The following is a 14,917-nucleotide window of genomic DNA, read 5'->3' on the forward strand; positions in this document are numbered from 1 at the left end:
CGACTGTCGACCGTCGGCCTTCCGGCACATTTCTCGCGCCGCGACACCCACCCGTCAGCTGGTGCTGTGGCCACGGCCGATCCGCGACAACACGCCGCTATTTCTTGGGCTTGTCGGCCGCCGATTCGGTCGACAGCGCGGCGACGAACGCCTCCTGGGGGACGTCAACCCGACCGATGGTCTTCATCCGCTTCTTGCCTTCCTTCTGCTTCTCGAGCAGCTTGCGCTTACGGGTGATGTCACCGCCGTAGCACTTGGACAGCACGTCCTTGCGGATAGCCCGGATGTTCTCGCGGGCAATGATTTTCGATCCGATGGCCGCCTGCACCGGCACTTCGAACTGCTGACGCGGGATGAGCTCTTTGAGCTTGGTGGTCATCTTGTTGCCGTAAGCGGCCGCGGAGTCCTTGTGCACGATCGCGCTGAACGCGTCGACTGCCTCACCCTGCAGCAGGATGTCGACTTTGACCAGCGCGGCCTCCTGTTCGCCGGCCTCCTCATAGTCGAGGCTGGCGTAGCCTCGGGTGCGCGACTTCAGTGAGTCGAAGAAGTCGAAGATGATCTCGCCCAGCGGCATGGTGTAGCGCAGCTCGACCCGTTCGGGTGACAGGTAATCCATGCCGCCGAGCTCGCCACGCCGAGACTGGCAGAGCTCCATGATGGTGCCGATGAACTCGCTGGGCGCGATGATCGTCGTCTTCACGACAGGTTCGAAGACGCTGCGTACCTTGCCTTCCGGCCAGTCCGACGGGTTGGTGACGATCAGCTCCGTTTCATCGTCTTTGACGACGCGGTACACGACGTTCGGCGAGGTGGAGATCAGGTCCAGATCGAATTCGCGCTCCAGGCGTTCGCGGGTGATCTCCATGTGCAGCAGACCCAGGAAACCGCATCGGAAGCCGAATCCCAGCGCCACCGACGTCTCTGGCTCGTAGGTCAGCGCGGCGTCATTGAGCTGAAGCTTGTCCAGCGCGTCGCGCAGCACCGGATAGTCCGAACCGTCCACCGGATACAGCCCCGAGTACACCATCGGTTTGGGTTCGCGATAGCCGGTGAGTGGTTCGGTGGCGCCGTGACGCGCGGTGGTCACGGTGTCGCCGACCTTGGACTGACGAACGTCCTTCACACCGGTGATCAGGTAGCCGACCTCGCCGACGCCGAGCCCGTCGGAGGGTTTGGGCTCGGGTGAGACGATGCCGACCTCGAGCAGCTCGTGGGTGGCGCCGGTGGACATCATCTTGATCTTCTCGCGCGGGTTCAGTTTGCCGTCCACGACGCGGACGTAGGTGACCACGCCGCGGTAGATGTCGTAGACCGAGTCGAAGATCATGGCCCGGGCGGGCGCGTCGGCCTCCCCGACCGGCGGCGGGATCAGCCGCACCACCTCGTCGAGCAGTTCGGACACCCCGGCACCGGTCTTGCCGGACACCCGCAACACATCTGCGGGCTCACACCCGATGATGTGGGCGATCTCGCCGGCGTAGCGGTCCGGGTCGGCGGCGGGCAGATCGATCTTGTTGAGGACGGGGATGATCGTCAGGTCCCGATCCAGCGCCAAATACAGGTTGGCCAGGGTCTGCGCCTCGATGCCCTGCGCAGCATCGACAAGCAGCACCGCACCTTCGCAGGCTTCCAGCGCACGGGACACCTCGTAGGTGAAATCAACATGGCCCGGCGTGTCGATCAGGTGCAGGACGAAATCCTCGCCGTTGACCTGCCACGGCAGCCGCACGTTCTGAGCCTTGATCGTGATCCCGCGCTCACGTTCGATGTCCATCCGGTCCAGGTACTGGGCGCGCATGTCGCGATCGGCGACGACCCCGGTGATTCCCAGCATGCGGTCGGCCAGCGTCGACTTGCCGTGATCGATGTGGGCGATGATGCAGAAGTTCCGAATCTGCGCCGGCGCAGTGAACGTCTTGTCGGCGAAGCTGCTGATGGGAATCTCCTGGTGAACGTGGTTTCTGCGGCGTGGGCGGGTCCGTCCAGCCTAGCGATCCGGCCCGCCGGCGACACAATCGAGCGCCGCGATCACCCTTATGCTTGGCGGGTATGGCGCCATCATCGGGCTACTTCAGGTCGTTCCAGCGCTTCCTGCTCAAGAACACCGAGAACCTCGTGTTCAACGAGGCCCCCAAACTGGTCCGTCAGCTGCAGCAGTCCGAAACGCTGCAGCGAGGCATCGCCCAGGGCATCCGTCTCGGCCGCGACGTCCTGGCCGCCGGCCAACCCACCGCGGCCACCCCTGCGCTGCCGGCGGGCCGGCCGGTGTCGCGCACCTTCGTCCCGACCGCCCATCGCGCTCGCCGGGTCGCGTACTCCCCCGACCTCGACGGACGCGCCGACCCGGGCGAGGTCGTCTGGACCTGGGTGGTCTACGAGGACGACCCGAGTCAGGGCAAGGACCGGCCGGTGCTCGTCGTCGGCCGTGACCGCCAGATTCTGCTGGGTCTGATGCTGTCGAGCCGAGAACACCACGGCGACGATCCGAACTGGGTCGGCATCGGCACCGGCAGCTGGGATCATGAGGGCCGACCCAGCTGGGTGCGACTGGATCGGGTGCTCGACGTCCCAGAAGAGGGCATTCGACGCGAGGGCGCGATCCTGGCCCGCGAGGTGTTCGACGTGGTTGCCGCGCGCTTGCGCGCCGACTACTCCTGGAGCTGAGCATCACCCTCCCTGCGCGAGCAGACACCAAAAACCCCTGAAACGCACCGAACGGGGGGACTCAGCGTCTGCTCGGCCGAGTGACCGTGGCTGCCGCCGCCTCGGCCTCACCGCGGCGTTCGCCACATCTGTCTCATCGTGGCTGTCGCCACATCTGTCTCATCGTGGCTGTCGCCACATCGGCCAGATCGCCGGCCCGCCGTCGGGCATCCTGATCTCCCCGGTCACCTCGAAGCCGAACCGCAGGTAGTACCCGATGTTGGATTCCTTGGTCGACTCCAAGTAGGCGGGGGCGCCCTCGGCATCGCAGCGGTCCAGCCGGGACTCCATCAGTGCTTTGCCGAACCCTGCGCCGCGGACCGCCGGGTCGCTGCCGATGACGGCCAGATACCAATGCGGTTCCTCGGGGTGCTGGGATTTCATCAGCTCGGCCATCGCCTGACCGCGACCGCTGTGCCGACCCATCGCCAGCAGGAACGCCGGCATCATCCGCAGCTCCTCGCGCCGGGTCTGCTTCCACCGACCCGGCGGGTCCCACAGCGCCGCCGCACCCAGATCGCCGTCGCGTCTGGCGACCTCGACCGCCTGGCCGGCCAGGAAATGGTGTCGGGTCATCGCGGCGAAGATCCGCGGCAGCGCCCGCGCCCGACGCGCACTGTCAGGGATCATCCAGACCATCAGCGGGTCGTCGAAGAAGGCGGTGCCCAGCACCCGTGACAGCGGCTTCACATCGGCGCGGCGGGCGGGCGCGACATCGATCGTCATTCCGCGCAGACTACGCGCGGACCGACACGCTCAGCCCTGGGTGATGTAGGCCTGCAGCTGCTGGTGTTCGTGTTCGAGCTCTTCCATTCGGGTTTTGACCACATCGCCGATGCTGACGATGCCGGCAAGCCGGTCACTGACCATCACCGGGACGTGACGAACACGGTTGGTGGTCATCAGCGCGGCCAAATTGTCCACCGGATCGTCCGGTGAACACGTCGCCACCAGCGCGGTCATGATCTCCGACACCGGCCGGCGCAGCAGCTCAGCGCCGACCTCATGGAGCTTGCGCACCACGTCGCGCTCGGACACGATGCCAAGCACGCCGTCGGGTGACACCACGACCATGGCACCGATGTTGTGCACGCTCAGCTCGGTGAGCAGGCCGGCGACCGAGGTCTCCGGGGTGATGGTCGCGACCGTGTGACCCTTGCTGCGCAGCACATCGGCGATCCGCATCGGCATCCTCCTGGTGACTTGGCTCACACCGGATTACCACCAGGCTAGTTCGCCGACCGTGCCCGCGCCAACGTTTGGCTGCGTCAACCCTCTGGCTGCGTCAATTTCACCCTGCATCGCGGCGTTCGCGGTATATGTGACGCCATGATCGAAGTGACCCTCCTCGGAACCGGCAGCCCGATCCCCGACGCGCGCCGGGCCGGACCGTCCACTCTCGTGCGCGCCGGCGAGCAGATCTTCCTGGTGGATTGCGGGCGCGGGGTCTTGCAGCGGGCCGCGGCGGTCGGTGTGGGCGCCAACAATCTCAGCGCCTTGCTGATCACCCACCTGCACAGCGACCACATCACCGATCTGGCCGACGTGCTGATCACCCGCTGGGTGTCGAACTTCGATCCGAATCTGCCGCCACTGCCGATCATCGGCCCGCCGGGAATCGCCGAGGTCGTCCAGAGCACGCTGGCGGCGATGCGCTTCGACATCGGGTACCGCATTGCCCACCACGACGACCTGACGGCGCCCCCGCAGGTCGAGATCGAAGAGGTCTCCGACGGAGTGGTGTGGGGTCGCGACGGAGTGCAGATCCGGGTGGGACCCACCGATCACCGCCCGGTGACCCCGACGATCGGGTTCCGCATCGAACACGGCGGTGCATCGGTGGTGCTCGCCGGTGACACCGTGCCGTGCCCGACGCTGGACGAACTGGCCGCCGGCGCGGGTGCGCTCGTACACACAGTGGTCCGGGAGGACCTGATCGAAGCGCTACCGATGCAACGTTTCCGCGACATCTGCGGTTATCACTCGTCGGTGGAGCAGGCCGCCAGCACCGCAGCCCGCGCCGGTGTCGGCATCCTGATCCTCACGCACTACGTGCCCTCGATACAGCCCGGCCAAGAGGAGGACTGGCGCGCGTTGGCGGCGACGGTGTTCGAGCGCCAGATCGAGATCGGCGACGACCTGCACTGCGTGCAGGTCCACCCGGGGGTAGGCGCTAGGCCAGCCGCGTGACCTCCACGATGACGTCGAGATCGGTGGATCCCTCCCCGGAGTAGATGCCTTTGAGCGGTGTGACATCGGCATAGTCGCGTCCCACGCCGACACTGATGTACTGCTCGTTGATCTCGGCGTCGTTGGTCGGGTCGTAGTGCCACCACTCGCCCGTCCAGGCCTGGATCCAGGCATGGCTCTGGCCGTCGACCGTCTCACCGAGCTCGGCATCGCGGCTTGGGTGCAGGTACCCGGAGACGTAGCGCGACGGAATACCCATGCCGCGCAACAACATCAGCGTCAGATGGGCGAAGTCCTGACACACTCCCTTACCCTCCCGCAGCGCCTCGACTCCCGAGGTGTGCACACCGGTGGTGCCCGGCACATACTCCAGTTCGGCCTGCACCCAGCGCGCCGCCTCGATGACCGCCTCGACCGGTTCGTGGTACTTGGCGATGCGCCGGCCCACCCGTTGGATGCGTTTGCTCGCCGGCACATAGTGCGTCGGGGCGAGCACCTCATCGAACCTGTCCACCGCCGCTTCGGTGGCCAGGTCAGACCAGGTGACCTTGGCTTTGGGTTCCTCGGTTTTGTCGGTTTCGACCACTGAGGACGCAGTGACCTCGAGTTCGGTGTGCGGAGCGTGCAGATCGAAGGCGGTCACCGCGGTGCCCCAGTAGTCGACGTAGCGGTAGGACCGGGTCGCCGGCACCGTCTCGACCCGGTTGAGGATGACGTTCTGCCGAGAGTCCGATCGGGGCGTCAACCGGGCTTCGTTGAACGACGCGGTGACCGGCGACTTGTAGGCGTAACCCGTCGAGTGCACCACCCGCATTCGCCACATGTCAGATCTCCCCTTCTTCGATAACCAGCGAGTTGTGTCCTGCATCGGTCCAGGCCACCCACGGCGCGGAGTGAAAATACTGCACCGCCAATGCTTCTCCGACCTCAAAGCAGGTCTGCTGCAAGCCTGCCAGCCGGGTCTCGAGGGAATCGACGACCGCACCGGGTTGCAGGAACTCCAGCTCACTTCGGGCCCGGCCGAGCAGCCGCTGGGCTTCGGCGGTGGCGCCGAGGCGTCCGTGCGGGCGCTTGAGCAGTTCGTCGAGGCTGTGTTCGGCGAGCTTGAGCGAGTAGAAGATCGAGCGTGGGAACAAGCGATCCAGCAGCATGAACTCCACGACTCGGCCGGCGTCGAGCGCGCCACGGTAGGTGCGCAGGTAGGTGTCATGGGCGCCGGCGGAGCGCAACAGCGTCACCCAGGTCGGTGAGGACCCGCTGTCCCCGACCCGCGACAGCAGCAGACGCACCGTCATGTCCACCCGTTCCAGCGCCCGCCCGAGCACCATGAAGCGGTAGCCGTCGTCACGAGACAGGGTGGAGTCGGCCAACCCGGCGAACATCGCGGCACGGCCCTCGACGTAAGCCAAGAACTCGTGCGGCCCGAAGCGCTTGGCCGCGCGTTCCCGTTCGGGTAGCGCGTTGTAGGTGCTGTTCAGGCACTCCCAGATCTCAGTGGAGGTGACTTCCCTTGCACCCCGGGCATTCTCGCGGGCAGCGGAAATAGCCTCGACGATCGAGCAGCCACCGTAGGTCTCGCGGCTGAACGCGACGATGTCGGTCAACGACCACACGTCGAGCGCTTCGTCGGGCGGCTCGATGCCCAGCACCCGCAGCAACGTGCGCGATGCCCAGTCCGGATCGACGCTGGAGTCCTCGAGCAGCTGATGGACGGTGACGTCGAGGATTCTGGCGGTGTCATCGGCGCGCTCGACGTAACGTCCGATCCAGTACAGCGATTCGGCATTCCTGGCCAACATGGCTGACTCCTATTGCTGCTGCTGTTGCTGCTGGCTGTTGTCCGGCCCGCCGTCGGACCGGACCTTGCTGGCGGCAGCTTTGGGCAGCGAACGCACCACCTCTGCCGCACCCAGCTCGCGGTCAGCCGCCGACGTGCGCGACGCCAGCACCCAGGTGTCTTTGGACCCTCCCCCCTGACTGGAGTTGACCACCAGCGAACCTTCGGGCAGCGCCACCCGGGTCAGACCGCCGGGCAGCACCCACACCTCGTCTCCGTCGTTGACCGCGAACGGGCGCAGGTCGACGTGCCGGGGCGCCAGTTGGTCGCCGATCTGGGTCGGCACGGTCGACAACTGCATCACCGGCTGGGCGATCCAACCTCGCGGGTCGGCGATGATCTTCTTGGTGATCGTGGCCAGTTCCTTGTCCGAAGCGTCGGGGCCGAACACGATGCCGTAGCCGCCCGAACCCTCCACCGGTTTGATGACCAGTTCCCCGACCCGGTCGAGGACTTCCTCGCGCTCGTCGTCGAGCCAGCAGCGGAAGGTGTCCACATTGGCCAACAGGGGCTTTTCCCCCAGGTAGTACTCGATGATCGTCGGAACGTAGGTGTAGACGAGCTTGTCGTCGCCGACACCGTTGCCGACCGCGCTGGAGATCACCACATTGCCTGCGCGGGCCGCGTTGAGGACGCCCGCGACGCCGAGCACCGAGTCTGGCTTGAACTGCATCGGATCCAGGAAGTCGTCGTCGATCCGCCGGTAGATCACGTCGACCTGGCGCTCACCCTCGGTGGTGCGCATGTAGACGGTGTTGTCCCGGCAGAACAGGTCGCGGCCCTCCACCAGCTCCACACCCATCTGCCGGGCCAGCAGCGAATGCTCGAAATACGCGGAGTTGTACACCCCCGGTGTCAACACCACCACGGTCGGGTCGGCGACGTTGTTGGCCGCGGCATTGCGCAGCGCACGCAGCAGGTGCGCCGAATAGTCACCGACGGCCCGCACCCGGTGGGTGGCGAACAGATTCGGAAAAACCCGCGCCATCGTGCGTCGGTTCTCCATGACGTAGGAGACCCCTGACGGCGAGCGCAGGTTGTCCTCCAGGACGCGGAAGTTGCCCTGCTCGTCGCGGATCAGGTCGATACCGGCGACGTGGATACGCACTCCGTTGGGCGGAACGATGCCGACCGCCTCCCGGTGGAAGTGTTCGCACGAGGTGACCAGCCGGCGCGGGATGATGCCGTCACGCAAAATCTCCTGCTCGCCGTAGATGTCGTCGAGGTACATCTCCAGTGCCTGCACCCGCTGACGGATGCCGCGTTCCAGCCGGGTCCACTCCGCTGCGGAGATGACGCGGGGCACCAGGTCGAGCGGGAAGGGCCGTTCCTGACCCGACAGCGAGAACGTGATTCCCTGGTCGGTGAACGCCCGGCCCAGCGCCTCGGCGCGGGCGGCCAGCTCGGACGCGTCCGACGGGGCAAGTTCTTTATGGATGCCCTTGTAGGGGCCGCGCACGTTGCGTTGGGCGTCGAACATCTCGTCGAAGGCCTCGGCGTAATTGCCCACGGCGTTGTAACCCCCGAAGACGCCGTCGTGGCGCTTGGCGGCTTTGACGGTGTTGCGTGAGGTCCGTACGGTCTCGGTCGGCAACGTGCCCCCTAACTCTGTGCTGAGTGCTTGCGGTGCGCGAGCACCCGCCTGCCATGCTGCATCACATCTGCTGTTTCGGCAGGCCAGCGACGCTGCTTTGGGACATTTACCCGCTCGCTGCTACCCTGAACAGTCGCTGCCCCCGGACGGGCGCCCACAGACTCCAGTAACCCAGTCGAGATTTGCGAAGGAATACACGCGTGGCCAACATCAAGTCGCAGGAGAAGCGGAACCGCACCAACGAGCGCCGCAGACTGCGCAACAAGTCGGTGAAGTCGTCGCTTCACACGGCGGTCCGTGGGTTCCGCGAAGCGGTCGAGGCCGGCGACAAGGACAAGGCCGGCGAGTTGTACGCCGCCACCAGCCGCAAGCTCGACCAGGCGGCCAGTAAGGGCGTCATCCACAAGAACCAGGCCGCCAACCGCAAGTCGGCACTGGCCAGGGCGCTCAACAAGATCTGATCGGGTCAGTCGCTGACCAGCGACGCGACCTTTCGCACGGCCTTCTCCAAGGCGTAGTCGGCATCGGCTGCGGCGCCTTTGACATCGGCATTCAACGCGGCTACCAGCCGCATCGCCTCCGCTACCGAGTCCCGCGACCAGCGCCGGGCCTGCTTTTGCGACTTCTGCACCCGCCACGGCGGCATGCCCAGCTCGCTGGCGACCTGGAAGTGGTTGCCGGACATCGGACCCACGCGGGCGATGGTGTGCACGGCCTCGGCCAGCGCGTCGGCCAGCACCACATGCGGTTCGCCGGCCATCATCGCCCAGCGCAGCGCCTCGGCGGCCCCCGCCACATCTCCCACCACCGCTTTGTCCGCGATGTCGAATCCCTTGACCTCGGCTTTTCCGGAGTGATAGCGGCGCACGGCTGCGGCGTCGACGTGTCCGCCGGTGTCGGCGACCAGCTGAGAGCAGGCAGCGGCCAACTCGCGGATGTCGGACCCGACCGCGTCGAGCACGGCGGTGACGGTGCTGTCGTCAGCCTTGATGCGCAACGCCTTGAACTCCCGACGGACGAAATCGGCGCGCTCGCCGGGTTTGGTGATGCGCGCGCACGGGTGAACCTGCGCGCCGAGCTTCTGAAGCTTGTCGGCCAGTGCTTTGGCTCGGCCGCCGCCGGAGTGCACCACCACCAGTACGGTGCCCTCGGGCAGGTCGGCGGCGGCGTTCTCGATGAGGGCGACGGCGTCCTTGCCGGCTTCGGCGGCCGACTCCAGCACCACCACGCGCTCGTCGGCGAACAGCGAAGGACTGAGTAGCTCGGCGAGCTCGCTAACGCTGACTTCACCGGCGCGCAGCCGGTCGACCGGGACATCGGCGGTGCCGGCGACGGTGCGCGCCTGCCGCAGGATCGCGCCGACGGCACGTTCGACCAACAGTTCCTCATCACCGAGAACCAGGTGCAGTCCCGCCAGTTCAGTCACGCCATGATGTTGTCACGGCGGCCCGACACGACCCAATGCCAGCCCGCCGCCGCGATCGCGGCCGTCGTCGCGACGCACACCACCCCGGCAACACCCGAAGGAACCGGCACCGACGCGGCGGGCAGAGCCGAAGACCAGCGCGCCACTGCGAGCAGCCACCACACCTCAGGTCCGGTGAACCGGATCAGCAGCTCGGCACCGGCCGGCCACAGCGGGCACATCGCCGCAGCCGCCGTGCCGAGCACGGTGATCGGCGGAATGACCGGTGCCGCAGCCAGATTGGCGAGTACAGCGACCAGGCTGACCGAACCCGAGATGCCGGCCACCAGCGGAGCGGTGACCAATTGTGCGGCCAGCGCGACGCTGACTGCCGCGGCCAGGGGCTGCGGCCAACCACGGTCGGTCAGGCGTCGTGTCCATACCGGGGCGATCAGCACCAGCGCCGCGGTGGCCGAGGCCGACAACGCGAAGCCGACATCGACGGCCAGTTCGGGTGCGCCCACCATCAGCACGATCACGGTGGCAGCCAACGCCGGCAGCGCCTGGCGCCGTCGATGCGACAGCACCGCCAGCAGGGTGATCGCGCCCATCACCGCCGCGCGCAGCACGCTCGCCGAGGGCTGCACGACGATGACGAAGCCCAACAGGCTGACCGCGGCCAGACCCACCGCTGCGCGCGGGCCGAGCACCGCCGCCGAGAGCAGCACCGCGCCGCACACGATGGTCACGTTGGCCCCTGACACCGCAGTCAGATGGGTCAGGCCGGCGGCCCGAAACTGCGCGGTGGTCGCAGCCGACACCGTGGAGGTGTCACCGAGCACCAGTGCGGGCAACATCGCGGCCTGGTCGGCCGGCAGCACCGAACGCGCGGAGTCGGTGAAGGCGGTGCGCACCGCGTGCGCGACCTGCATCACCGGGGCCGCATCGCCCGGCGCCGGCCGGCCCTTGGCCGCCAGCACCGCCACGGTCAGGTCGCGCCGTTTGGGTGCGCTCACCACCGCCCGGAACGCGGCGGGCTGTCCCGGCTGCAGGTGCCCGTAGTCAGCACCGGAGGCAAATACCAGCACCCGCCCCGACGACGGCACGCCGTCGAGTCGGTGCAGCACACCGCGGAACATGGTGCGGCCCCCGGTGAGCACGCGCGGTGTCTCCGACGGGGCGACAACCACCGACACCGACGAGCCGGTGTCGGCGGCGATCGGGTGGTGCCGTGCCGCGTCGTCGCGCAGCGTCACCGCGATCGCGAATCCGCCGCCGACGACCGCCACGGCGACCACGCTGCTCAGCCAGCGCCCTCGATCTGGCGGCGTTCGGTGCCGCACCGCCCACCAGCCCGTCACGGCCGTCGCGGCGGGAGCTGCGGCCACCGCGCCCCAGGCCCCCGTACCCGCCCACGTGATGCCCGCAGCGGTGACTATCCAGCTGGTCAGTGCAGCCGGGACCAGGCGCAGATCCACCGCCGTCAGACCCGGACGCGGTCACGGAGCTTCTCCAGCCGCCCCGCCCCGATACCATCGACGTCTTTGAGTTGGTCGACGCTCTCGAATCGGCCGTTGGCGTCCCGCCAGGCCACGATGGCCGCCGCTGTCACCGGCCCGATGCCGGGCAGCGCGTCGAGCTGTTCGACAGTGGCCGTGTTGAGGTCCACCACACCGCCCGCACCGGAGCTCGTCTGTGTCGATGTGGGCCCCGGCTGCGCCGAGGGGTCCGCCACCACCGAGCTGCCCATCTGCGCAGGCTGACCGGGTGGCGTCTCGATACCGACCACGATCTGTTCGCCGTCGGCGACGCGACGAGCCATGTTCAAACCGAGGACGTCGGCACCGTCGACCGCACCACCCGCTGCCTCCAGGGCGTCGGCGATGCGTGCACCGGGCGACAGCGTGACCAGACCGGGCTTGTGCACCAGACCGACGACGCTGACGACGACCGGTTCGGCCGGCCCGGGAGCAGGGGACCCCGCCGAGGTCGAGGCCACCATCTCCACCGGCGGCAGCTTGGCCGACACCACCGCCGGCGGCTGATCGCCGATCAGGGTCAGCACGGTGACCAGGATCGCCACCACGGCCACCGCGCTCAGGCCCAGCACCCCGGCGCGACCTGGATCGGCCCGCATCTTGGCCAGCCAGGCCGCCGGTGTCGACGGTGCCTGGTCGGGCAACCAGCGCGACAACGACCGTTCCGATGGCTCCTCAGCGTCGGTGACCCCGCCCTCGGCATCGGTACCGAGCCGCCGGTGCAGCCGCTCGGTCGGCAGTTCGGTGGACATGATGCCGACGCTAGGACGGGCGAAGGACGTTTCGGCTGACCTCGGGCCACCAGACGCGCACCCTGTGGATGGATGCCGTGTTGGGGACAGCCGTGACTACGATGGCTTCTCAAGATGAACCGACGAGCCCCGACGATCGCTGGTGTCGCGTTCGCGGTGCTCTACACCACGGCCGTGCTGATCCTGCCTGCTGTCGCGGGCAGCGAACCCGCAGCGGTGCGAGCGCGCGCGCTGCTGTTGGCCTTCGCGGCACTGGCCCTGGGCTTGCTGGCCGCTGCGGTTCGCGACCGGCTGACCGGCCCGCCGGCCCACCTGTTCACGATCGGATCGATCCTGTTGCTCGCACAGCTGTGCATCGGGACCTGGTTGAGCGCCGGCCCGGCGATCCGGCCAGGCCAGGTTACCGACGGCACCGCGGCCACCCTCGACGACATCGGCTCGCTGTGGCTGCCCACCGCCACCATCGCCCACATCCTGGTCGCCATCCCGATTCTGTTGGAAGCCAACGCCGGTCGGCTGCCGCGCTGGCTCGGTATCGGTGCCGCGGTGTTCGTCGTGGAGCAGCTCATCGAAACCATCACCATCATCGGCCCGCCCGGCAGCTTCATCTCCCCCGGCGGGCCGATGAACATCTATCTGGGCGCGACCCTGTCGGCGGCGTTCTTCGCCGCACTCGGCATCGCCGTTGGGCAGCTGCCCGACACAGTCGGCCAGCAGGACGACACCGCGTCCGAGGAACCGGTAGGAGATTGAATGACCTTGCCCCGTCTGGTACCTCGCTCAGGCATCGAACCGTCGAGCGCCGGCGTGTTGCGCCGCGAGGTCCGTGGGTTCCTGGCCGCGCAGCTCGCCGCGGGTGTCTTCCAACCCGCCGTGGACGCCTGGTTGACCGGGTGGGATGAGGAGTTCACTGCGGCGTTGGCGGCCCGGGGCTGGCTGGGAATGACGGTGCCGCCCGAATACGGCGGTCACGGACGCTCATTCCTGGAACGCTTCGTCGTCACCGAGGAGCTGCTGGCGGCGGGTGCACCGGTCGCGGCGCACTGGATCGCCGACCGCCAGATCGTGCCGTCGCTGCTCAAGTACGGCACCGAGCAGCAGAAATCGCGGTTCCTCCCGGCGATCGTGGCCGGCCGGTGTTTCTTCGGAATCGGAATGAGTGAACCGGATTCCGGGTCGGATCTGGCCAGTGTGCGCACCCGTGCCGAGCGGGTCGAGGGTGGATGGGCGCTCACCGGCACCAAGGTGTGGACCTCGGGCGCGCATCGGGCCCATGCCTTCATCGCCCTGGCACGTACCGCCCCGCCCGATCCGGCCCACCGGCACGCCGGGCTGAGCCAGTTCATCGTCGACCTGCGCGGACCCGGCGTGCAGATCCGTCCGATCGAGTCGATGAACGGCGCGCACCATTTCAACGAGGTGATCCTCGACGGTGCGTTCGTCCCTGACGACATGGTGTTCGGTGAGATCGGCGACGGCTGGCGCCAGGTCACCTCCGAGTTGGCGTTCGAGCGCAGTGGGCCAGAACGGTTGCTGTCGACGTTCGTCCTACTCGACGCGTGTGCCGCGCGGGCCGCTCAGCGGCGTACACCTGCGCACACCGACCTCGGCCGGTTGGTGGCCCGCATCGCGGGTCTGCACCAGATGTCCTGCGCGGTAGCCGAAGCGCTGCAACGCGACGAACTCGCCGACATCCCCGCAGCCGTGGTGAAAGTACTGGGCACCTCGACCGAAGGTGACATCGCCGAATTCGCCCACCTGGGCGCAGACGCCGACGACGGTGACGAGTACCTCGACACCGCCTGTGCTGCACTAGATCAGCGGCCGGGATTCACGTTACGAGGTGGAACCAACGAGGTGCTGCGCGGCGTGATCGCGCGCGGATTGGGGCTGCGGTGAGCGACGAGGTCGACCCCGCGCTGGTCGACATGATGGATGCCGTTCTGCGCCAGCATGGACGCAACAGCGACCCCGCCGATCTGTGGAACCGGCTCGCCGACCTAGGCCTGGTCCGCCTCACCGGCGCGGAAACCTCCAGCGGCAGCGGCGCCGGATGGCGCGAAGCCGCCGCACTGATGTCGGCGGCGGTGCACAACGGTGTGCGCCTTCCGTTGGCCGAGCATGATCTCCTGGCGTGCTGGCTGCTCGATGCCGCCGGTGTCACCGGCTATGACGGTGTGATGCGGACGGTGTGCGTGCTCGACGCCGACGGCCGGGCTCGGGCCGTGCCGTGGGCATCTCGGGCGCGACGGGTGGTCACTGTCACTGCACACGGTGACGGGTTCACCGTGGCCGATCGCGACGTCGCCGAGCTCTCGATCACGCCCGGGGTCAACATGATCGGCGAGCCCCGCGACACCGTGGCCGCGCACCAAGATGCGCCCGAGGTCGGCATCTCCGCCGCATTGGTAGCGCAGCTGCGAAACAAAGCCGCCCTGGTCCGCGCGGTTCAGGTGTGCGCCGCCCTGGACTGCGCCCTGGAGTCCTCGATCACGCACGCCACGTCCCGGGAGCAGTTCGGCCGACCGCTGGCGAAATTCCAGGTGGTGCAACATCTCATCGCCGACATGGCTTCCGAGGCCGCGCTGGCCCGATCGGCCACCGACGCGGCGATCGCGACCGGCGTGGCCAGTGACTGGGCGGCGCCGAACCTGGACTTCTTGGTAGCGGTCGCACGGTCGTGCGCCGGACATGCGGCGTCGGTGGTGGTACGGCATGCCCATCAGGTACACGGCGCCATCGGCACCACCAAGGAGCATCGGCTGCACGAGTTCACCCGTGCGGCTCTGGCGTGGCGTTCGGAGTTCGGGACGGTGCGCGATTTCGACGAGCAGCTGACCCGATTGGCCGTCGACGCCGGCGCTGGGAGCCTTTGGCAGACAATCTGCCCCTGAG

General features: G+C 67.8%; 15 protein-coding genes. 6 read left to right on the top strand and 9 right to left on the bottom strand.

Translation table 11 applies throughout. From position 1 onward, the window contains the following. Positions 1 to 97 precede the first annotated feature (97 nt). Entirely contained in the window at positions 98 to 1,945 is a 1,848-nt protein-coding gene (gene lepA, locus KXD98_RS16480) for a translation elongation factor 4 (RefSeq protein ID WP_260765244.1), read from the bottom strand. Positions 1,946 to 2,052: 107 nt separating this feature from the next. On the opposite strand from lepA, the gene KXD98_RS16485 reads away from it, so the two are divergent. Next, the gene (locus KXD98_RS16485) at positions 2,053 to 2,667 is read left to right on the top strand and encodes a type II toxin-antitoxin system PemK/MazF family toxin (protein WP_260759442.1); all 615 of its coding nucleotides are present in this window, start codon (positions 2,053 to 2,055) and stop codon (positions 2,665 to 2,667) included. A gap of 159 nt (positions 2,668 to 2,826) precedes the next feature. Here the strand turns inward: KXD98_RS16485 and KXD98_RS16490 are convergent, their stop codons facing one another. Together KXD98_RS16490 and KXD98_RS16495 are read right to left on the bottom strand one after the other, a co-directional pair. Beyond that, positions 2,827 to 3,432: a GNAT family N-acetyltransferase gene (locus KXD98_RS16490; RefSeq protein WP_260759443.1), complete on the bottom strand. Its 606-nt coding sequence runs from the start codon at positions 3,430 to 3,432 to the stop codon at positions 2,827 to 2,829. A gap of 30 nt (positions 3,433 to 3,462) precedes the next feature. Next, entirely contained in the window at positions 3,463 to 3,891 is a 429-nt protein-coding gene (locus tag KXD98_RS16495; protein WP_260759444.1) for a CBS domain-containing protein, read from the bottom strand. Between the two features lie 144 nt (positions 3,892 to 4,035). Between KXD98_RS16495 and KXD98_RS16500 the strand changes: the two genes are divergently transcribed. Further along, positions 4,036 to 4,896, top strand: a complete 861-nt coding sequence (locus tag KXD98_RS16500; RefSeq protein WP_260759445.1) for a ribonuclease Z — start codon at positions 4,036 to 4,038, stop codon at positions 4,894 to 4,896. Here the strand turns inward: KXD98_RS16500 and KXD98_RS16505 are convergent. Genes KXD98_RS16505 through KXD98_RS16515 form a run of 3 tightly spaced genes read right to left on the bottom strand, consistent with a single transcriptional unit; the run spans position 4,880 to position 8,213 of the window. Continuing rightward, entirely contained in the window at positions 4,880 to 5,719 is an 840-nt protein-coding gene (locus tag KXD98_RS16505; protein ID WP_260759446.1) for a transglutaminase family protein, read from the bottom strand. The two genes, KXD98_RS16500 and KXD98_RS16505, sit on opposite strands and share 17 nt — an antisense overlap. A gap of 1 nt (position 5,720) precedes the next feature. Continuing rightward, on the bottom strand, positions 5,721 to 6,695 hold the full coding sequence (locus KXD98_RS16510) for an alpha-E domain-containing protein (protein WP_260759447.1): 975 nt from the start codon (positions 6,693 to 6,695) through the stop codon (positions 5,721 to 5,723). A gap of 9 nt (positions 6,696 to 6,704) precedes the next feature. Next, positions 6,705 to 8,213: a circularly permuted type 2 ATP-grasp protein gene (locus KXD98_RS16515; protein WP_396883217.1), complete on the bottom strand. Its 1,509-nt coding sequence runs from the start codon at positions 8,211 to 8,213 to the stop codon at positions 6,705 to 6,707. Between the two features lie 314 nt (positions 8,214 to 8,527). On the opposite strand from KXD98_RS16515, the gene rpsT reads away from it, so the two are divergent. Continuing rightward, positions 8,528 to 8,788 (top strand): 30S ribosomal protein S20, encoded by a 261-nt coding sequence (gene rpsT, locus KXD98_RS16520; protein WP_260759449.1) that lies wholly within the window; start codon positions 8,528 to 8,530, stop codon positions 8,786 to 8,788. Positions 8,789 to 8,793: 5 nt separating this feature from the next. On the opposite strand, the gene holA is transcribed toward rpsT, so the two are convergent. Genes holA through KXD98_RS16535 form a run of 3 tightly spaced genes read right to left on the bottom strand, consistent with a single transcriptional unit; the run spans position 8,794 to position 12,022 of the window. Next, the gene (gene holA / locus KXD98_RS16525; protein ID WP_260765245.1) at positions 8,794 to 9,735 is read right to left on the bottom strand and encodes a DNA polymerase III subunit delta; all 942 of its coding nucleotides are present in this window, start codon (positions 9,733 to 9,735) and stop codon (positions 8,794 to 8,796) included. A gap of 14 nt (positions 9,736 to 9,749) precedes the next feature. After that, positions 9,750 to 11,210: a ComEC/Rec2 family competence protein gene (locus KXD98_RS16530; RefSeq protein WP_260759450.1), complete on the bottom strand. Its 1,461-nt coding sequence runs from the start codon at positions 11,208 to 11,210 to the stop codon at positions 9,750 to 9,752. Between the two features lie 5 nt (positions 11,211 to 11,215). After that, the gene (locus tag KXD98_RS16535) at positions 11,216 to 12,022 is read right to left on the bottom strand and encodes a ComEA family DNA-binding protein (protein ID WP_260759451.1); all 807 of its coding nucleotides are present in this window, start codon (positions 12,020 to 12,022) and stop codon (positions 11,216 to 11,218) included. Positions 12,023 to 12,136: 114 nt separating this feature from the next. Here KXD98_RS16535 and KXD98_RS16540 point away from each other — a divergent pair, with 114 nt between their 5' ends. From KXD98_RS16540 to KXD98_RS16550, 3 genes are read left to right on the top strand one after another with little or no spacing between them, the layout of a single operon-like run. Beyond that, positions 12,137 to 12,775, top strand: a complete 639-nt coding sequence (locus KXD98_RS16540; RefSeq protein ID WP_260759452.1) for a hypothetical protein — start codon at positions 12,137 to 12,139, stop codon at positions 12,773 to 12,775. Then, complete coding sequence (locus KXD98_RS16545) at positions 12,776 to 13,921, top strand: acyl-CoA dehydrogenase family protein (protein WP_260759453.1); 1,146 nt, start codon at positions 12,776 to 12,778, stop codon at positions 13,919 to 13,921. It begins immediately after the preceding gene. A 29-nt stretch (positions 13,922 to 13,950) separates the two neighbouring features. After that, the gene (locus KXD98_RS16550; protein WP_260765248.1) at positions 13,951 to 14,916 is read left to right on the top strand and encodes an acyl-CoA dehydrogenase family protein; all 966 of its coding nucleotides are present in this window, start codon (positions 13,951 to 13,953) and stop codon (positions 14,914 to 14,916) included. The last annotated feature ends 1 nt before the right edge of the window (position 14,917 follow it).

Origin of the sequence: Mycobacterium sp. SMC-4 (assembly GCF_025263265.1) — a bacterium.
Lineage (GTDB): Bacteria > Actinomycetota > Actinomycetes > Mycobacteriales > Mycobacteriaceae > Mycobacterium.